The organism is Luteitalea sp., assembly GCF_022842525.1.
Lineage (GTDB): Bacteria > Acidobacteriota > Vicinamibacteria > Vicinamibacterales > Vicinamibacteraceae > Luteitalea.
The window spans coordinates 41,704-60,540 of the sequence record NZ_JALHPM010000014.1 but is presented as its reverse complement, the minus strand read 5'-3'; the positions used below and the strand labels follow the sequence as shown (position 1 = coordinate 60,540).

Here is an 18,837-nt window from a genome sequence, read left to right as displayed (position 1 = left end):
GAGCAGCGGTGCTGCTCCCAGCGCCGGCGGCAGCCACAGCGCCACCACGCCCACACACATCAGCCCTCGCCAGATCCGGTTCATGGTCGTCATCCCTTGTTCAGTCCCGAGGCAATCGCCGTCGCACCGGCCGGGTTGCCCTTGCGCATCTCGTTCATCAGCGCAATCGTGTCCTGCAGCAGCGCCACCTTGCGGCGGAAGGCATCGAACAGACTCTCCTGCGCGATCTGGCTCTGCGGATCGGTCCGGAGCGCCTGGCGGCTGTCGTCGATGGCCTGGTCGATGATCTCGAGGTTCTCCCGCACGGTCGCCATCACCGCCGGGTCGATCGGCGAATCACCGTCGCTGGCCACGCGCTCGAGGCCGGCGATGGCGTTCTCGTAGTGCCGCGCCGCGAGATCCAGCTCGCTCTCGATCGCACCGACCAGATCGCCGGGGGTGTCGGCCGGGCTGGTCGTGGCCACCGTCGGCGCGGTCGGCCCCGGCGCCGTGTCGAGGGATCGGCGAAGGCCCACGAGCGAACCGGCCACGACGATGATCAGGGCGGCCGCCAGCGCCACCCACCGCCAGTCCACGCCGCGGTGACGGTCGTCGCGCGCGGAGGCCGCCGCGCCGGCGCGCTGGAACTCCGGATCGGCGTCCAGCCGCGCCGACACCCGCTCCCACAGTCGCGGTGACGGCCCCTCCGACCCGAGCCGCCGCAGGTCGGCCTGCAGCCGACGCGCCTCCGTTTCGGCCGCCCGGCACGCCGGGCACCCGATGAGATGCGCGTCCAGCGCGTCGGCGTCCTCCCGGCTCAGCGTGCCGGTCAGTCGCGCGTCGAGCGCCTGCTCTGCGTCCTGGCACTTCACGCCCGTGTCCCCCCCGTGGTGTCCCGTCCGAGCAGACTCCGCAGCCGCAGTCGGGCCTTGTGGACCTGCGATTTCGACGTACCTTCCGCGATCCCCAGCATCGTCGCCACTTCCCGATGCTCGAAGCCCTCCACATCATGGAGGAGGAACGCGGCCCGACAGCCCGGCGGCAACTCGCGCAACGCCCGTTCGAGGTCGAGACGATGCAGGACGGCCCCGCCGACGTCGGTCCTGGCCCGTACCGGTGGCAGGTCGTCGTCGAGCCACTCGGTGTGCTGGTCGTTGCGACGGGCCTTGCTGCGCAACCGGTCGAGGCAGGCATTCACCCCCAGCCGGTACAACCAGGTGCCGAGCGACGCATCGCCCTTGAAGGACGCCATCTTGCGAAAGGCCAGCAGGAAGATCTCCTGCAGCATGTCCTCGGCGTCTTCGGCGTGCCCGAGCATTCTGTAGGCCACGGCGTACAGGCGGGCGCTGTGGACCCGATACAGCTCCTCGAATGCCGCGAGATCCCCGGCGCGACAACGTGCGGCGAGCCGCATGTCGGCGGCATGACTCGTCACTGGCATCTTGGACGGGAAGCGCCCCGGCGGCGTTGCCGGGGGGTGGCTACAAAGACGAGGGCAGCACGAGGCGGGTTCAACGACATGCCGGGAATGCCGGGCATGCCGGGAATGCCGGCAGAGATTCAGATCTCACAGCGGATCGCCGCAAAGCCGCGGATCCGACGGCCGACCACCGTGATGCCTTCGGCGCGCAGCAGCGCGGCCTTCTCGGCTTCGTGCCCGCCGTACCCGCCCAGGGCGCCCCCCGCGGCGACGACACGGTGCGCCGGAATCCGCCGCGGGCCGGCGTTGGCCATCAGCGTGCCCACGGCACGCGCCGCCCCTGGGCGTCCTGCCGCGGCCGCGACGTCGCCGTATGTGGCCACGCGGCCCGACGGGATGGCGCGGACCGCGTCGAACACCCGAGCTGCGAACGGCTTCCTAGGCTCAGGGCTCATGGCTCAGCACTCACGGCTCATGGCTCAAGGCTCAGGGGGGCCTAGAACGTGAACACGACCTTGACTCGGACCTGTGCGCCGCCGAGGTCGGTTTCGTCGTAGAAACTCGAGACACCGCCGGTGCCGAGGCCGTCCGGCACCCAGCGGTAGAGCACCTCGGCCGTGGCGCCCAGGTGGCGGCTGAAGGGCAACTCGAGGCCCCCGAGCACGTGATAGCTGCCGTGGGTCTCGCTGACGTCGTCTTCGGCGCTGGCGAATTCCGACGTCTCCGTGTACTGCTGGAAGCCGAAGCCGCCGCCCCCGTAGGGCACGGGGCGGAGTCGGGCCTTGCCGTTCGGGCCGAGCCGCGGCGCGCTGGCGAAGCGCCAGCCGACGGAGATGTCGATCGGCCTCACCGTGACCTCCGTGGCGATGCCGAGGTCGACGACCTCGCCGCCATCGGCGATGAAGACACGGGAGCCGTCGGCGGAGAAGGACGACACGCTGACGTCCACGAACAGGTGGCGTCCGAGCAGCAGGCCGCCACCGCCGCCGAAGACGACGCCGCTCGAGGTGTCGAGCACGGCGGAGAAGCTGTCGGCGGCGGTGAACGACTGGAAGCCGACCAGGCCGAAGACGCGCGGCCGGATGCCGGGTCCGCGCTTCCGCGGCGTCGGCATGTCGTCGGGCGTCGCGTCCGGCGTGGTCACGTCCTCCGGCGCACGCGGCTCTCCGGCGGGCGTCGGCGCCGCGGGGGGTGGAGCCGAGGGGGCCGGCGCGGGCTCCTGCGCCGACGCGGGTCCGACAGCGAGACCCAGCGCGAATCCAAGCACCAGCAGGCGAGCAGGCAGACGGCGGGCGGTCATCGCGCGATCCCCAATCCGCGCAGGGTCGCCCGCGCATCGACGAGGCCGAAGCCGTACTCGTTGTCGCGCCCGGCGCTGCCGCGGTCGGTGGCGAACTGCCGGATGGCGGCTTCGATGGTGGCGGGATTGCGGATGCCCTGCGCGTGGAGCAACGCCGCCAGGCCCGCGACATGGGGCGCCGCCATCGACGTGCCCTGGTAGGCATCGTCTTCGAGCAGGTCGAACCGGGGGGCGAGCTGGTTGAGGCTCAGTCCGGACGCCCGGTACGTCTGCTGCCAGATGCGGCCTGCGGCGCCGCCGACCCGCGTGTTGCCGCCGGGGGCCGCGATCTCGATGAAGTCCCCCGTGCTGGAGTAGTAGGCGCGATTGAGGTCCTGACCGACGGCGGCGACGGCCATCACGCCGTTGATGTCGCGCGCGTAGACCGCCGGGTAGCCAGGACGGTTGCCGTCCTCGAAGCGATTGCCGCCCGACAGGGCGACGAAGGCGCCGCGCGAGACGGCGTACTGCAGTGCGCTCTGCGTCACGGCGGCCGGCGACTCGCCGCCGATGCTGATGTTCATCACCTTGGCGCCGTTGTCGGCCGCATAGCGAATCGCCCGGGCCTCGTCGGAGGCGAAGCAGGCCCCGCCTTCGAAGATCGGGGGCAGCGTGGAGACGCCGTCTTCGGCCAGGAAGAAGAGCACCTCCCACTCACCGAGACACACCTTGAGCGGCATGATCCGCGCGTTGTACGCCACGCCGACTCCGCTCTCCGCGTTGAGTTGCTGCCCGATGGTGCCGGTGACGTGCGTGCCGTGCCCGTCCATGTCGTAGGGCAGCGTGTCCTCGTACAGGAAGTCGTACGGCGCGACCAGGCGGTTGGTCGACACGATGTCGGTGCTGCGCGCGAAGGGCACGTCGATGATCTGCAGGCGGCCGGCGAAGAAGCGCGGGAAGCGCAGCACGTCGTTGGCCATCGCCAGCCCGCTGTCGATCACCGCGACGACGACGTCGCGGGCGCCGTCGTTGATGTCCCAGGCCCGCTCGAGATTCATCACGCGCATGTGCCACTGCCGCGCGAACGACGGGTCGGTCGGCGTGACTTCAGGGCGCCGCAACGCATCGGGCTCCGCGAAGGCGATCTCCGGTCGTGCGGCCAGCGCGGCGGCCATCGCCGGCACGTCGGCGTCGAGCGGCACGTCGACGTAGGTGAAGTCGGTGTAGGCGTCCCCGGCGCGCAGCTGGGTGGCGGTGCCGGGCAGCGCGAGCGTGACCGCCGACGTCATGGCCTGCGTCGGCAGTCCGTCACGAAACTTCACGAGGATGCGCCCGGGCACGTAGTCCGTGCCGAGCCGGGCCACCGCCCGCAGGCGATCGGCCAGATCCGCACGAGGACGACGGGTGAAGGTCGGCTCCTGCGCCGACAGCACGAGGCCGAGGGCGGCCACCAGCACCAGCCCCACCAGAGTCACGGATCGACCCACCGGGTTCTCTTTCCTGTGCGGCAGGAGCGGTCGCGCCGTTCCCGCCTGTGTGTCCGACGCGAGCATTGTCCGTGCCGGTGCGCGGCACGGTCAAGGCAGCCGGCCGTCAGGGACGACCGGCTGCGGGCGCCGCGTCGCCCTGCGCGGGCAACGCCGGCGGGGCAACGAAGGCATCGACCCGCGTGAGTCCGTCGGCGGCCGCGAGCGTCACGCCGAGCAGACGTCCCAGTGTCGGTGCCACGTCGGCCGGGCTGGCCGACGCCGTGTACCGACCCGGCCGGAACTGCGGCCCCAGGAACACGAGCGGCACGTGCTGGTCGTAGCCGTACGGCGTCCCGTGCGTGGCGACGATCGAGTACGGATACCAGTAGGGACGGGTGATGAAGATGATGTCGCCGGAGCGCCCCGGATAGGCGCTCAGGCGTGCCGCGTGCGCCAGCGGATCGGAGGCCGCCTCGTAGCGCCCGGCCAGCAGGTCGGTCGTGCGCCACGCCCGGGCGATGCCCTCGATCTGCTCCAGGTTCGTCCGCAGGGCATCCCACTCGCGCTGGTCGAGTGCCGCCAGCTTCGACGCGGCGTCCTTCGAGAGATAGATCTCGGCGCCGGTGTTGCTGTCGATCACGCTGCCGCCCAGGGCCGTCGTCAGGACCGTCTGCACCGCCCTTCGGTCCACCACGCCGCCGCCGAGCCCGAGGGCCTGCATCTGCTGCGGCACCGGACTCACGCCGTGATCGGAGGTGAAGGCAAGCATGTAGCGGTCGCGCCCGACGTGGCGGTCGAGCGCCTCGAGCAGCGTGCCGATGGTCTCGTCGAGTCGCGCCAGCACGTCCTGCACCTCGTGGCTGCGCGGGCCGTAGGCATGCCCCACGGTGTCGAGCGCCGAGAAGCTGACGGCGAGGAAGTCGGTGCCGGCGCCCCGTCCCAACTGCAGCTCCGTGATCGCTGCCGCGGCCATCCGTCCGAGATACGCATCCGAGAACGGGCTCATCTGCCAGTTCCCGTAGAAGGTGGGATCGATCTGCCCGTCGATCGGCGGTGGCGCCAGGCGATGCGGGAACTGCGCCCCGGTGCCGCCTTCCCCGGCGCCTGCATCGGCATGGACGTAGGCGGTCTCCGGCAGCCGCCGATCCCAGACGGCATCGGCGTCGGCCTCGACCGGGTGCGCGGCGAGGTAGCGCTCGAGGAAGGGCAGGCGACCAGGTGTGCCCATCGCGGGCGAGCTGACGAAGCCGCGGGGGCCGTCGAACCAGGTCGACACCGTCGACCGATGGCCGGCCAGTGACAGCGCGGCCCGGGCCTTCATCGACATCGTCACCACGCGTGGGGCGATGCCGAGTTGCGCACGCATCTCGTCGGCGAGTGTCGGGGTGGCGAGGCGGGCCGGGCTCTCGCCCGTGCGTGCCGCCGCGGCGCCGTACGTGACGTTCCTGATGGCCGGATCCTCGGTGCATCCGACATCGCGGCCGAGCGCGCGGTCGTGCCACGCGTTCGAGATCATCCCGTGCGTCTGCGGCGTCGCGCCGGTGCCGATGGTGGCGTGCCCGGCGCACGTCATCGTGCTGGCGTAGCGGTAGGCCGCTTCCGTGTAGTACGCGCCCTGGTCGAACAGGCGTCGCAGGCCCTGCCGCCACTGATGGCCGTACTTGTCGACGTAGTCGCCGCGAAACTGATCGACGACGAGCACGACGACCAGGGAGGGGCGTGGCGGACGAGGAGCGGAGGGTGGCGCGGACTGCGCCACGAGCGGGGCCGCCGAGGCGGCCAGCGCCAGCAGGCCGGTGACGGCCCGGCCTGCTCGTGCACGAAAACCGACAGCGAACGTCGACACGTCGGCCTACAGGCGCGTCACCAGGTACTGCTTGCGGAACGAGCGCTGCAGCCACTGGTTCGGGGCCTTGTGGCTGGTCACGCGCATGGTGGCCGGATCGTAGGCGAGCGTCTCGTTGGGGAAGTGCTCCGCGACGCTGCCGAGCAGCACGGCTTCGGTGACCAGCTGGGCGTAGTCGAAGCTCGCCGAGCAAATCGTGCCAGGGCCCTTGAGGACGGCGTCGAGGAACTCGTGGTAGTGGTTCCGATCGGGCACCGTGGGGATCGTGCGCCCGGCGAACGTCTCGGCCGGGTGCAGCGTCGGCGGTCCGATGTGGGGCAGGAGGATGGCACCGCCCGTGCCGATGATGACCGCCCCGGAACCCGGGACCTTGCCACCGACCGCGTCGGCGACCGCCTGCGGCGGACGCACCGCGCCGTCGTACCACCAGAAGTCGAGCGTGCTGCCCGCCGTCAGGGTGGTGCCGGGGAAGACGAACTTGATCCTGGCGTCGATGGGCCAGTTGCCGTGCACGGCGCCCGGGCCGTACGACGTGATCGACGTCGGCAGGTAGAGGTTCACACCGCGAATCGGCGTGCTGAAGATGTGGCAGCCCATGTCGCCGAGCGTGCCGGTGCCGAAGCCGACGCGCTTGCGCCAGTTGCCGGGGTGGTAGACGTCCTTCTTGAACGGCCGCTTCTCGCTGACGCCCAGCCAGCCGTCCCAGTCGAGCGTTTCGGGCACCGGGTCCGCGCCCGCGGGGATGGGCGACATGTCTCCCCAGGTCTTGTCACAGAACGTGTGCACCTCGGTGACCTTGCCGATGAAGCCGTTGCGGATCATCAGTTCGGTGGCCAGCTGCGTCGGGTGCGACGAGATCTGGATGCCCATCTGCGAGACCAGCCGGCGTTCGCGCGCGGCCGACGCCAGCATGCGGGTCTCGAGGACGGTGGCGGCCAGTGGCTTCTGCACGTAGACGTGCTTGCCGTAGGACATGGCGGCCATCGCGATGGGGGCGTGCATGTGGTCCGGCGTCGAGACGTTGACCGAGTCGAGGTTGTCGGCCTCCTTGCGGAGCAACTCACGCCAGTCCTGATACACGCGGACGTTCGGGAAGAGCTTCTTGATCGGCTCGGTGCGCGAGAGATCGGCATCCGCCACCGCGATCAGATCGAACGCCGGATGGCTCGAGAAGCTGCGGACATCGGCCAGGGCCATGCCCGAGGCGCCGAAGCTGGCATGACGCACCTTGCGGCCGGCCTGCGCGTGCGCGGCCTGGGCCGCGAGTGGCATGGCCGCGGAGGCCACGGCAAGTTCCTGCAGGAAACGGCGGCGACTGACGGAAGACGGCATCTGGAACGAACCTCCGGAGGGGGACGGGACCGCCACGCGCGGCCTGGCCGTCCCTAGTGTGGATCGAAGCCTCTCGACACGGGTAGGGACCGCTCTCCGAGCGGTCCGTCACCACCCGGGGCGCAGGGCGAGGCGACGCGGCCTACCCGCGGACGGGCCGCCGCCGCAGGGGCAGGGCGCAGCACAGCGCCGCCAGCACATTGGCACCGAGGCTGCCCGCGAGCACCGGATCGGCCGCGACCACGGGCAGCCAACCGAGCAGGTGCGCCAGGTCGAGCGCGGCCCTGGCGAGAAAGGCGGCCCCGATCCAGGCCAGCGCGGCGCGCGGGTCACGCACCAGCGTCATCAGGGCGAGCCCGGCGGCCAGCACGGCACACGCCATGTCGAAGGCGGCGACCGGCCCGGGGGCCGAGGCGCCGAGGCCGGCGAGGAACGCCGAGGAGAAGGCCAGCAGGACCGCGGCCGCCTGGGCGAGACGCAGCTCGGCCACGACCCGATGGGGAGCCTGCGATGGAATCCGGATCGTCTGCCAGGTCAGCACGGCCAGCGCCGCCACCAGCGTGACGCCGCCTGCCAGCAGCGCGCGGCCTGCTTCAGAGGCCATCGCGGAACGTCACCCGTCCGCCGCGAATGGTCATCAGGGGGCGCGCTTCGAGGATGCGTGCCGGGGCGACCTGCATGATGTCGTCGGAGAGCACCAGCAGGTCGGCGAGGGCGCCGGGCCGCAGGATGCCCAGATCCTGCTCGAGATGCGCGGCGTATGCGGCACCCGCCGTGAAACTGTGCAGGGCCTCGGCCCGCGTCAACCGCTGATCGGGCATCCATCCGCCGGGCGGCTGGCCGGCGCGATCCTGCCGGGTGACCGACGCGTAGAACCCGAGCATCGGGTTGGGTTCCTCGACGGGGAAGTCCGACCCGTTGGCGAGGCGGGCGCCGCTGCGGCGAAGCGCCTGCCAGAGGTACGCGCCGTCGCGTGTGCGGGCCTCGCCGATGCGCTGCGCCACCCACGGCATGTCCGACGTCGCGTGCGTGGCCTGCACCGATGCGATGACGTCCAGCGCGGCAAAGCGCGGGATGTCACTGGCGCGCAGGATCTGGGCGTGTTCGTTGCGCATGCGCAGGGCCCGGCTGCCCGGCACTTCCCGCTGCAGCCGCTCGAACAGGTCCAGCACCGCGGTGTTGGCGCGATCGCCGATGGCGTGGATGCAGGGCTGGTACCCCGCCGTCACCGTCGCCAGCGCCTGCGCGTACAACTGGTCCGGCGGCGTCACGAGCAGGCCGCGGGTGCCCGGCTCGTCGCTGTACGGCTCGTGCAGCGCGGCGCCGCGCGACCCGAGGGCCCCATCGGCGACCAGCTTGACCGCCCGCACGGTGAGCAGATGCCCTGCGTGCCCGATGACGGGCGGCGGCAGTGTCTCGCCTGCGCGGGGCGGCCGCAGCATCACGTAGAGCCGCGTCTTCAGGCGCCCTTCATCGGCGGCCACCCGGTACATCTCGGCGTCCGGCCAGGCCACGCCGGCATCGTGGACCATCGTCAGGCCCAGGCGCGCGGCGAGGTCGTCGGCGAGCCGCAGCTGCTCGCGGCGCGCCGCCGCGTCGGGGGCAGGGATGTGGCGCGCGACGAGTCCCATCGCGGTATCCACCAGCACGCCAGTCGGGGCGCCGGCGGGGGTGCGCAGCACGCGCCCGCCCTCGGGATCCGCGACCGACGCCGTCACGCCCGCGGCTCGCAGGGCCGTGGTGTTCACCCACGCCGCGTGCCCATCGACGCGGGAGAGATACACCGGATGATTCGGGATCGCCGCATCGAGCTGCGCAGCCGTGGGCCACGCGCTGTCCGCCCAGTCGTTCTGGTCCCAGCCGCGGCCGCGGATCCACTGACCCGGCGGCACCTGCTGCGCCTTCGCGCGGATGGCGTCCACCACGGCCTGGGCACTCGTGGTGCCGCGCAGGTCGACGTTCTGCAAGCCCTCACCGAGGCCGAGCACATGGCCGTGGGCGTCGTGCAGGCCGGGAATCACGGCGCGACCGCCTGCATCGACCACCTGCGTCTTCGGGCCGCGCAGCGCCAGGGCCTCGGCGGTCGTGCCCACGACCACGAGGCGGTCGCCGCGCACTGCCAGCGCTTGCGCCTCCGGCCGGCCGGTGTCCACGGTGTAGACCCGGGCGTTCATCACCACGAGATCGGCCGGCGAGGTCGGCGGCGACGGCACCTGTGTCAGCGACACGCCACCGGCGACGGCCAACGCGAGAAGCAGGGAGAGTCCGCGCACGGCCGGCAGTATACTTGCGCCTCCTCATGCGTGCGGTCGACATCATCCGCGCCAAGCGCGACGGCAACGCGCTCACCCGCGAACAGATCGCCTGGATGGTCACCGGCGCCAGCGATGGCTCGGTGCCGCCCTACCAGTTGTCGGCGTGGCTGATGGCCGTGTGGCTGCGCGGCATGACGCCCGACGAGACGACGTGGTTGACCGATGCGATGGTCGACTCGGGCGTTCGCGTCGACCTGTCGGCCGTCCCCGGCATCAAGGTGGACAAGCACAGCACGGGCGGGGTGGGCGACAAGACGTCGTTGATCATCGCGCCGGTGGTCGCCGCGCTCGGGGTGCCGGTGCCGATGATGTCTGGCCGTGGGCTCGGACACACGGGCGGCACGCTCGACAAGCTCGAGAGCATTCAGGGCTTCCGCACCCGCCTCACCCTCGACGAGTTTCGCGCACAGGTCGCCGATCTCGGCTGCGCCCTCATCGGACAGACCGATGAGGTGGCACCGGCCGATCGGACCTTGTATGCGCTGCGCGATGTCACGGCCACAGTGGAGAGCCTGCCGCTGATCTGTGCGTCGATCCTCAGCAAGAAGATCGCCGAAGGCATCGATGCGCTGGTGCTCGACGTCAAGACCGGCAGCGGCGCCTTCATGGCCCGCGAGGATGATGCCCGCGCCCTGGCCGACGCACTGGTCGGCCTGGCCGAGCGATCGGGGTTGCGCGTCGCGGCACTGCTGACGCAGATGGACGTGCCCCTCGGCCGCACGATCGGCAATGCCCTCGAAGTCCGCGAATGTGTCGACGTGCTGCGCGGTGGCGGTCCGGCCGACCTGGTGGAACTCTCCGTCGAACTCGCCGCCCTGATGGTGTGGCTCGGGCAGGGGCGCCCCTCGCTCGAGGCCGCGCGCGACGCGGTGCGAGAGGCCCTGGCCGACGGGCGCGGGCTCGCGGCGTTCCGCGCCATCGTGCAGCGGCAGGGCGGAGACGTCGGGATGATCGACGACCCCGCGACGCTGCCGCAGGCCCCCGTGCGCGACATGTTCACGGCCCCGGGTGAGGGCTACGTGGCGCGCTACGACGCCGGTCTGCTCGGCCGCGCCGCCGTCCAACTCGGCGCAGGCCGCGCCCGGGCCGAGGACGCCGTCGACCCCGCCGTCGGCTTCGACCTGCTGGCCGTGCCCGGGGATCGCGTCGTGGCGGGCGCGCCGCTGATCGCGATTCACGCCCGCACCGCCGCCGACGTGGCGGCCGTCCGGCCGATGCTCGCCGAGGCCCTCACGATGAGTGCCACACCGCCCGCGCCGCGCCCGCTGATCCTCGATCGCCTCGGCCTCGCCGCGACGCGGTAGCGCGAGCGCCCGTGTCGCCCGACTCCCGACTCCCGATTCCCGACTCCCGACTCCCATGACCGACCTGCTGTCCAGCCTCGACTCCGCCGTCTCCGTGCTTCGCCAGCGAGTGGGTGCCCCGCCCGACGTCGCCGTGGTGCTCGGAACCGGCCTCGGCGACTTCGCCAACACGCTGACCGAGGCCACGGTCCTGCCGTACGCGGCCATCCCCGGATGGCCGTCCTCGTCGGTGGTCGGCCATGCCGGCACGCTCGTGGTCGGCACGCACAGGTCGGGGGCCAGGGTCGCCGCGCTCGCCGGGCGTGCCCACCTCTACGAGGGCTATCCGGTCACGCGCGCGGTGTTCGGCGTCCGGGCGATGGTGCGGTGGGGCGTGCGCCGGATCGTGCTGACCAATGCGGCCGGTGGCATCAACACGGCCTTCACGCAGGGCGCGCTGATGCTGATCGACGATCACATCAACATGCTCGGCACCAACCCGCTCGTCGGCCCGAATGTCGAGGAACTCGGCGTGCGCTTTCCCGACATGACGTACGTCTACGACCGCGATCTGCGCGCGATGGCGCTCGAGGCGGCGGCCGAGACAGGCGTTCCGCTGCAGCGCGGCATCTATCTCGCGACGCTCGGGCCCAGTTACGAGACGCCGGCCGAAATCCGCGCCTTCCGCACGTTGGGGGCCGACGCCGTCGGCATGTCCACCGTGCCGGAGGCCATCGCCGCGCGCCACATGGGGGCCGCGGTCGCCGGCATCTCGTGCATCACCAATCCCGCTGCCGGCGTCGTCGACGAGCCCCTCGACCACGACGATGTCATGCAGACGGCGTCGCGGGTGCGCGGGCAGTTCATCGCCCTGCTCGATGCCTTCATCGCCCGCATGGTGCAGCGGTGACCTTCGCCGACGTTGACCTGGTCGCAGCGGCGCGGGCCGTGCGAGCGCATGCCTGGGCGCCGTTCTCGCACTTTGCCGTGGGCGCCGCCCTCCGGCATCGCGACGGCCGCATCGTCACCGGCTGCAACGTCGAGAACGCCACGTACGGGCTGACCCTCTGTGCCGAGCGGGTGGCGGTCGTCAAGGCCATCTCCGAGGGGATGCGGCCTGACGAGTTCACGGCCATCGCCGTGGTCGCCGACACCGACGAGCCGACGCCCCCGTGCGGTGCGTGCCGGCAGATCCTCTGGGAGTTCTGCGGCAACATCCCCGTCGTCCTGGCCACCCCCACCGAGGTCAGGGCCGTCCTCGCCATGGCCGATCTGCTCCCACGGCCCTTCGACGCGCGCTTTCTCACCAGGTAGGGCCCGCTCTCCGAGCGGGCCGTCATGATAGCGATCTGACGGTGACGGCCGGTTCGGAGAACCGGCCCTACCCGGTGCCCGGTGCCCGGTGCCCGGTTCCCGTAAACTAGCCCGATGCTTCCGACGATTGCCTGGCAAGACGATGCGGTGGTGATGGTGGATCAGCGCAAGCTGCCCACCAAAGAGGTCTACCTGACCTGCAAGACGCCCAGCGAGGTCGCCAAGGCCATCAAGACCATGGTCATCCGCGGCGCGCCCGCCATCGGGGTCTCCGCCGCGTACGGTCTGGCGCTGGGAGTGCGCCGCAGCACGGCGGCCGGCACCAAGCAGCTCACCACCGAGTTTCTGAAGGACTGCGACCTGCTCGCTGGCACGCGGCCGACGGCGGTCAACCTCTTCTGGGCCATCGACCGCATGAAGGCCGTCTTCTCCAGGCAGGTGCTCGGCGGCGCCAGCGTCGGCGATCTCCGACAGGTGATGCTCGACGAGGCGCAGGCCATTCACGACGAGGACGTGGCCAGCTGCCGCGCCATCGGGCAGCACGGCGGTGCGCTGGTGCCCGAGAAGGCCGGCATCCTCACGCACTGCAACGCCGGCGCGCTGGCCACGGCCGGGTACGGCACGGCGCTCGGCGTGATTCGCGGGGCCATCGAGCAGGGCCGCTCGGTCACCGTATTTGCCGACGAGACACGCCCCGTCCTGCAGGGCGCACGTCTCACCGCGTGGGAGCTGGTGCGCGACGGCATCGACACGACGGTCATCTCCGACAACATGGCGGCGGTGCTGATGCGCCAGGGGCGCATCAACTTCATCGTCGTCGGGGCCGATCGCATCGCGGCCAACGGCGATGCCGCGAACAAGATCGGCACCTACACCGTCGCCGTGCTCGCCAAGGAACATGGCGTGCCGTTCTATGTCGCGGCGCCGCTCTCGACCATCGACATGCGGACGCTCGACGGCGATGCCATTCCCATCGAGGAGCGCAACCGCCGCGAAGTGACGCACGTCGGGTCGACGCAGATCGCGCCCGATGCGGCCAAGGTCTACAACCCGGCGTTCGACGTCACGCCCAGCCGGCTGATCGCCGGCATCATCACCGAGCGGGGAGTGGCGCGGGCGCCGTACACCGAGTCGCTCAAGGCCCTGTTCGAGGAGACGCCCGTCGCGGCCGGGGGGCGCTGATGCGCATCCTCGGCATCGAGAGCAGCTGTGACGAGACGGCCGCGGCCGTCGTCGACGCCGCCGACGGCCACCCGTGGCAACTGCGATCGAGTGTCGTCGCCTCGCAGGTCGAGATTCACCGCGAATGGGGCGGCGTGGTGCCTGAACTGGCGGCGCGCCAGCATCTGCGCGACATCTGCGGCGTGGTCGATCAGGCGCTGGCCGACGCGCGGTCGTCGTGGACGGACATCGATGCGATCGCCGTCACGCAGGGGCCGGGGCTCGTCGGATCCCTGCTGGTCGGGGTCAGCTTCGCCAAGGCCGTGGGTGCGGCTCGTGACATCCCGGTGCTGCCGGTGCACCACCTGGCCGGCCACATCGAGTCGCTGGTGCTGCACAACGGCGAACTGCCGTACCCGGCCATCGTCCTCGTGGTCTCCGGTGGCCACACGAGCCTCTATCACCTGCCCTCACCCGGTGTGTACCGCCTCGTTGGCCGCACGCGCGACGATGCGGCGGGGGAGGCGTACGACAAGGTCGCGAAACTGGTGGGCCTCGGCTATCCGGGCGGGCCGATCGTCGATCGCCGTGCGGCGCGCGGCAATCCGCACGCCATCAACTTCCCGATCCCGAAGCTGACGCACGACGACCGTAACGTCGGGCCGCAGACGCACCTGCCCGAGGGCTTCGGCGATGCGCTCAAGCGACGCGCCGACTTCAGTTTCAGCGGCTTGAAGACGGCGGTGCGCCGGCACGTCGAACTGGCGACCGGCGGCGGCACGCGCGCACTGACGGAGACCGAGATCGACGACATCTGCGCAAGTTTTCAGCGGGTCGTCATCCAGACGCTGCTGGACCGCACCTTCCGGGCAGCGGAGTGGTTCGATGCGCGAGCGATCGGCATCGCCGGCGGTGTGGCCGCCAATGCGGGCCTGCGGGCGGCAGCCGAGGCCCGTGGTGCCGCCGTGGGGGTGCCGGTCTTCGTGCCGAGCGTCGCGCTGGCGACCGACAACGCCGCGATGATCGCCGCCGCCGGATTGCGCCGCTGGGACGCGGGCGACCGCGGCGGCTCGCTCGACTTCAACGCCGAACCAGGGTTGGTGATGCTTGTCGAGTGACAAGGGACACGTCGAGCAAGTCACAAGGGAGTCGAGGGACAAGGACAAGGCACGCAAAGGGACACGGGACAAGACACGTGTGCCGGCCAGACGCTCGCTGACATCGTGCCCGTTGTCCCTTGTCCCTTGTCCCTCTACGCCTTGTCCCTCGTCCCTTGCCGCCCTTGTGACTTCTCCCCTCGTCCCTTGTCCCTTGCTCAGCGCCCCTCTTGAAACTCGTAGGTGATGCGCCAGGTGGTCGTCTTGCCCGGGTCCACGCTGGCGTCCACGTACGGCTCGGGACAGACCGTGCGCGCGGCCGACCAGAAGACCAGTGCGGTGAGGGGGCGATCGCCCCGAATCCGTACGGCCGCCTTCGTGTCCTGGTGGAGCAGCGTGAAGTCGTAGTCCGTGGCGGTGGTGCCGAAGCCGTCGATCTCCGTGAACACCGTCTCGCGCGGGGCGAGTGCGCGGCTGAAGCGGAGGTCGCGGCCGGTGATCCCGGCGAGGGGGGCGATGGCGCGGGTCGCCTTCGGCTCGAACGGGAAGCGCACGACGATCGGTGACGCCGTCGGCTGGCGATCGAGCGTGAAGAAGTTGTGGTTGTAGACGCTGGTGTCGATGCGCTTGCGGCCGGTGTTGGTGAGGGCGTGGTCCAGGACCAGCGTGTCGCCGTCCAGCCGCAGGGTCTTGCGATAGACGTAGGCGTAGCCGCCGCCCTCCGCGAGCGTATGGACGAACGTCAGCGACTGCGGACCCCGTTCGACCGTCCACGTCCCGCCATCGACGATCTCGTAGGTGCTGAAGCGGCGGTAGGCCGGCTCGTCGGGCTTGCGCACGTGCCCGACCCCGATGCGGACGAACGTGCCGCCAACCGGGGCCTCCGCGTAGCCGACCGACGAGTCCCCGGCCTGGAACTCCTCGACCGGGCCCGTGATGCCGTCGTGCAGGAGCGGGTCGTGCCGGTCGAACCACGGCCCGAAGTACTCGTGCCCCTGCCACCGCAGGCTGGCGATGGCTCCCGACCAGTCGAACCGCGTCCCGCGGTAGTAGCCGGCCCGCGCATCGGGCAGGTAGACGGTCAACTGCACGCGGGGACTGGCGAGTTCGGCCTGGGGGTACACGGGAGGCACGTCCTGGAGAGCGGGAGACATCAGCGCGGTCAGGAGGAGTTCGAGCATGATGGCCTCGGAGGACTACGGCCTCGGCGGGCCGAGCAGCGCCTCGAGCGCTGCCGGGTCCACCGGCTTGATCAGATGATGATCGAACCCCGCCTCTTCGCTGCGCCGGCGGTCCTCGTCCTGCCCCCAGCCGGTCAGCGCGACCAGGACGATGGTGGCAGCCCAGGGCATCGTGCGGAGGCGGCGCGCCGCCTCGTAGCCGTCCATCCGCGGCATGCCGATGTCCATCAGCACGATTTCCGGGCGGAACGCCTCGGCTTCCACGAGGGCCTGCTCGCCGTCGTGGGCGGTCCGCACCGCATGCCCCATCAACTCGACCAGCAGCGACAGGCTCTCGGCCGAGTCGGCGTTGTCGTCCACCACCAGCACGCGCGTCATCGTCTGCTCACCTCGGCGGCAAGCATACGCGGAAGTGCCATCGGCTAAGCTGTACCAGCCGATCCGTGTCGCAGCGCACCTACCCCTCCCGTCCCATCGTCGGCGTCGGCGGCGTCATCGTCGACGGCGACCATGTCGTGCTGATCAAGCGCAAGTACGAGCCGCTGGCGCTGCGCTGGAGCATCCCGGGCGGCACGCTCGAGGTCGGCGAGTCGCTCGAAACCGGTGTGGCGCGTGAACTGGCGGAGGAGACCGGCCTGATCGTGCGGGTGGGCCCCGTCATCGAGGTGTTCGACCGCATCCTCCACGATGAGGACGGCCGCGTGAAGTACCACTTCGTGCTGGTGGACTACCTCTGCGTGCCGGTGGGCGGGGCGCTCCAGGCGGGTGACGACGTGTCGCACGCGGAGTGGGCGCACTTCGACGGCCTGGCACCGTATGAGCTGACCGACAAGGCGAACGAGGTGCTGCGCCGCGCCAGGGAGATGCCGCGGGGCTGGTAGGGATCCCGCGCCTCAGCGAGGCGTCTCTGCCTCCTTCGCATCTTTGCGACTCCCGACTCCCGACTCCCGACTCCCGGGTTCCCGTCCTGATATATTGCCGGACTCATGCAGATCCCATCGGCCGCCGAGGCGCGCGACGCCGGGCTCGACAGCGAATTCACGCGCGGACTCGGCCTCTACGACGCCACCATGGTCGTCGTCGGATCGATGATCGGCTCCGGCATCTTCATCGTCTCGGCCGACATGGCCCGGCTGATCGGCAGCCCGGGATGGCTGCTGCTCGCGTGGGTGATCACCGGGTTGCTGACCGTCGGAGCCGCACTGGCCTACGGCGAACTGGCCGCGATGATCCCGCGGGCCGGTGGGCAGTACATCTTCCTGCGCGAGGCCTTCTCGCCCCTGTGGGGCTTCCTCTACGGCTGGACGCTGTTCACGGTCATCCAGACCGGCACCATCGCCGCCGTGGCGGTGGCCTTCGCGCGGTTCACCGGTGTGTTGTTCCCGGTGATCGCGGAGGACCAGTACCTCATCGCGCCCATCCACCTCACGTCCGGGTACGCGCTGTCGCTGTCGACGGCGCAGTTGCTCGGGGTGGTGCTCATCGCCGTGCTGACCTGGAGCAACACCCGGGGGCTCGAGTACGGCAAGGTGGTGCAGAACATCTTCACCACCGCCAAGACCGGCGCGTTGGTGGCGCTCATCGGCGCAGGGTTGCTCCTCGGCTGGAATGCCGAGGCCGTGAGCGCCAACTTCGGCGACCTGTGGTCGCCCCGTGGCGTGGTCGAACTGGCGCCGGGGCTGACCGCCGTCAGTGCGTTCGGGCTGTTCGTCGCCATCGGCATCGCCCAGACCGGATCGCTGTTCTCGTCCGACGCCTGGCACAACATCTGTTTCACGGCCGGTGAAGTCAAGGATCCCCGGCGGACGTTGCCCCTCTCGATGGTGCTCGGCACGGTGATCGTCACCGGGCTCTATGTGTTGTCGAACATCGCGTACCTGGTGGCGCTGCCGCTCGAGGCCATCCAGTCGGCGCCGTCCGACCGCGTGGCGACGCTGTTGATCAACACGGTGTTCCCGGGGCTGGGTGCCGGCGTCATGGCGGCGGCCATCATGGTGTCGACGTTCGGCTGCGTGAACGGGCTGGTGCTGGCCGGTGCCCGCGCCTACTACGCGATGGCCAGGGACGGGCTGTTCTTCCGCCGGGCCGGCGAACTCAACGCGGCCCGCGTCCCTGCCTACGGGCTGGTGCTGCAGGGCCTCTGGGCCGTGCTGCTGGTGCTGCCGCGCACCTACGACGTGGGGACGGGACGCTACGGCAATCTCTACTCGAACCTGCTCGACTACGTGATCTCGGCGGCCCTGCTGTTCTACGCCCTGACCGTCGCCGGGCTCTTCCGTCTGCGCGTGACCCGCCCTGACGCGCCGCGGCCCTACAAGGCGTTCGGCTACCCGGTGGTGCCGGCGCTCTACATCGCCGGTGCGCTGGCCATCCTCTTCGTGCTGTTCGCCTATCGCCCGGCCACCACCTGGCCCGGACTGGTGATCGTGCTGGCCGGGGTGCCGGTGTACCTCCTGGCACGCGGGAGCGGACGGGCATGAACTGGACACCGGATCGCGATGCCGCCCTCGCCCTGCTGCACGAGTACACCCAGGGTGAGAGCCTGCGCCGCCATGCCTACGCGGTGGACGCGGCCGTCCGCGGCTATGCCCGGCGCCTCGGGGAAGACGAGGCCCTGTGGAGCGTGACGGCGCTGTTGCACGACTTCGACTACGAGCAGTTCCCCTCGCAGGAGGAGCACCCCTGGAAGGGCGTCGAGATCCTGCGGCAGCTCGGGTACCCGGAGGTCGTGACCCGCGCCATCCTGTCGCACGCCGACTACAGCGGCGTGAGTCGCGACAGCCAGCTGGAGAAGGTGCTCTATGCCTGCGACGAGATGTCCGGGTTCGTGACCGCCGCGGCGCTGGTGCGCCCCTCGCGCAGCATCCTGGACCTCGAGGCCTCGTCGGTGAAGAAGCGGATGAAGGACAAGGCGTTTGCGCGCGCGGTCCCGCGCGAGGACCTGATCCGCGGCGCCGAGGCGCTCGGGTTGCCACTCGAGGACCACATCGCCCATGTCATCGAGTCACTCCGGGAGGACGCGGCCCTCCTCGGACTGGTGGGGACGCCGACGACGTAGCCCTGGCGACGAGGGGCCTGGCCCGCCGAAGCCTTGGCGAAGGCGGGCGAACCACACCTCGTCAGGGTCCGTATGTAGCCTGTAGCCTGCCAAGCGCAGACCT

The 18,837-nt window shown here is 70.8% G+C and carries 19 protein-coding genes; 8 read left to right on the top strand and 11 right to left on the bottom strand.

Translation table 11 applies throughout. From position 1 onward, the window contains the following. Window positions 1-89: 89 nt before the first annotated feature. From Q0C41_RS05030 to Q0C41_RS04990, 9 genes are all read right to left on the bottom strand, one after another. Window positions 90-851 carry an anti-sigma factor gene (locus Q0C41_RS05030; RefSeq protein ID WP_291981511.1) on the bottom strand — a complete coding sequence of 254 codons (762 nt, stop codon included), beginning with the start codon at window positions 849-851 and terminating at the stop codon, window positions 90-92. After that, window positions 848-1,414, bottom strand: coding sequence for a sigma-70 family RNA polymerase sigma factor (locus tag Q0C41_RS05025; protein ID WP_291981509.1), 567 nt, complete (start codon window positions 1,412-1,414; stop codon window positions 848-850). Before Q0C41_RS05025 ends, Q0C41_RS05030 begins: the two co-directional genes overlap by 4 nt. Before the next feature lie 125 nt (window positions 1,415-1,539). After that, complete coding sequence (locus Q0C41_RS05020; protein ID WP_291981507.1) at window positions 1,540-1,854, bottom strand: MGMT family protein; 315 nt, start codon at window positions 1,852-1,854, stop codon at window positions 1,540-1,542. A gap of 41 nt (window positions 1,855-1,895) precedes the next feature. After that, window positions 1,896-2,699 carry a hypothetical protein gene (locus Q0C41_RS05015; RefSeq protein WP_291981505.1) on the bottom strand — a complete coding sequence of 268 codons (804 nt, stop codon included), beginning with the start codon at window positions 2,697-2,699 and terminating at the stop codon, window positions 1,896-1,898. After that, window positions 2,696-4,165: a S8 family serine peptidase gene (locus Q0C41_RS05010; RefSeq protein ID WP_291981503.1), complete on the bottom strand. Its 1,470-nt coding sequence runs from the start codon at window positions 4,163-4,165 to the stop codon at window positions 2,696-2,698. Before Q0C41_RS05010 ends, Q0C41_RS05015 begins: the two co-directional genes overlap by 4 nt. A gap of 106 nt (window positions 4,166-4,271) precedes the next feature. Next, on the bottom strand, window positions 4,272-5,993 hold the full coding sequence (locus Q0C41_RS05005; RefSeq protein ID WP_291981501.1) for an alkaline phosphatase family protein: 1,722 nt from the start codon (window positions 5,991-5,993) through the stop codon (window positions 4,272-4,274). Between the two features lie 6 nt (window positions 5,994-5,999). Continuing rightward, window positions 6,000-7,325 carry a Gfo/Idh/MocA family oxidoreductase gene (locus Q0C41_RS05000; RefSeq protein WP_291981499.1) on the bottom strand — a complete coding sequence of 442 codons (1,326 nt, stop codon included), beginning with the start codon at window positions 7,323-7,325 and terminating at the stop codon, window positions 6,000-6,002. Window positions 7,326-7,467: 142 nt separating this feature from the next. Continuing rightward, complete coding sequence (locus tag Q0C41_RS04995) at window positions 7,468-7,929, bottom strand: hypothetical protein (protein ID WP_291981497.1); 462 nt, start codon at window positions 7,927-7,929, stop codon at window positions 7,468-7,470. Continuing rightward, window positions 7,919-9,598 carry an amidohydrolase gene (locus tag Q0C41_RS04990; RefSeq protein ID WP_291981495.1) on the bottom strand — a complete coding sequence of 560 codons (1,680 nt, stop codon included), beginning with the start codon at window positions 9,596-9,598 and terminating at the stop codon, window positions 7,919-7,921. Before Q0C41_RS04990 ends, Q0C41_RS04995 begins: the two co-directional genes overlap by 11 nt. A gap of 26 nt (window positions 9,599-9,624) precedes the next feature. On the opposite strand from Q0C41_RS04990, the gene Q0C41_RS04985 reads away from it, so the two are divergent. From Q0C41_RS04985 to tsaD, 5 genes are all read left to right on the top strand, one after another. Next, window positions 9,625-10,944: a thymidine phosphorylase gene (locus Q0C41_RS04985; protein ID WP_291981493.1), complete on the top strand. Its 1,320-nt coding sequence runs from the start codon at window positions 9,625-9,627 to the stop codon at window positions 10,942-10,944. A gap of 64 nt (window positions 10,945-11,008) precedes the next feature. Further along, window positions 11,009-11,833, top strand: a complete 825-nt coding sequence (locus Q0C41_RS04980; protein ID WP_367079131.1) for a purine-nucleoside phosphorylase — start codon at window positions 11,009-11,011, stop codon at window positions 11,831-11,833. Then, entirely contained in the window at window positions 11,830-12,237 is a 408-nt protein-coding gene (locus Q0C41_RS04975; protein WP_291981489.1) for a cytidine deaminase, read from the top strand. Before Q0C41_RS04980 ends, Q0C41_RS04975 begins: the two co-directional genes overlap by 4 nt. Before the next feature lie 114 nt (window positions 12,238-12,351). Continuing rightward, window positions 12,352-13,419: an S-methyl-5-thioribose-1-phosphate isomerase gene (mtnA, locus tag Q0C41_RS04970; RefSeq protein ID WP_291981487.1), complete on the top strand. Its 1,068-nt coding sequence runs from the start codon at window positions 12,352-12,354 to the stop codon at window positions 13,417-13,419. After that, window positions 13,419-14,516: a tRNA (adenosine(37)-N6)-threonylcarbamoyltransferase complex transferase subunit TsaD gene (tsaD, locus tag Q0C41_RS04965; RefSeq protein ID WP_291981485.1), complete on the top strand. Its 1,098-nt coding sequence runs from the start codon at window positions 13,419-13,421 to the stop codon at window positions 14,514-14,516. The genes mtnA and tsaD overlap by 1 nt, the downstream gene beginning before the upstream one ends. A gap of 197 nt (window positions 14,517-14,713) precedes the next feature. Here the strand turns inward: tsaD and Q0C41_RS04960 are convergent, their stop codons facing one another. After that, the gene (locus Q0C41_RS04960) at window positions 14,714-15,676 is read right to left on the bottom strand and encodes a hypothetical protein (RefSeq protein ID WP_291981483.1); all 963 of its coding nucleotides are present in this window, start codon (window positions 15,674-15,676) and stop codon (window positions 14,714-14,716) included. A 15-nt stretch (window positions 15,677-15,691) separates the two neighbouring features. Next, the gene (locus Q0C41_RS04955; protein WP_291981481.1) at window positions 15,692-16,054 is read right to left on the bottom strand and encodes a response regulator; all 363 of its coding nucleotides are present in this window, start codon (window positions 16,052-16,054) and stop codon (window positions 15,692-15,694) included. A gap of 65 nt (window positions 16,055-16,119) precedes the next feature. Between Q0C41_RS04955 and Q0C41_RS04950 the strand changes: the two genes are divergently transcribed. The 3 genes from Q0C41_RS04950 (at window position 16,120) to Q0C41_RS04940 (ending at window position 18,734) form a co-directional block, all read left to right on the top strand. Continuing rightward, on the top strand, window positions 16,120-16,557 hold the full coding sequence (locus tag Q0C41_RS04950) for an NUDIX hydrolase (RefSeq protein WP_291981479.1): 438 nt from the start codon (window positions 16,120-16,122) through the stop codon (window positions 16,555-16,557). A 105-nt stretch (window positions 16,558-16,662) separates the two neighbouring features. Next, window positions 16,663-18,156, top strand: a complete 1,494-nt coding sequence (locus Q0C41_RS04945; protein WP_291981478.1) for an APC family permease — start codon at window positions 16,663-16,665, stop codon at window positions 18,154-18,156. Next, window positions 18,153-18,734: an HDIG domain-containing metalloprotein gene (locus Q0C41_RS04940; protein ID WP_291981476.1), complete on the top strand. Its 582-nt coding sequence runs from the start codon at window positions 18,153-18,155 to the stop codon at window positions 18,732-18,734. Before Q0C41_RS04945 ends, Q0C41_RS04940 begins: the two co-directional genes overlap by 4 nt. Window positions 18,735-18,837 lie beyond the last annotated feature (103 nt).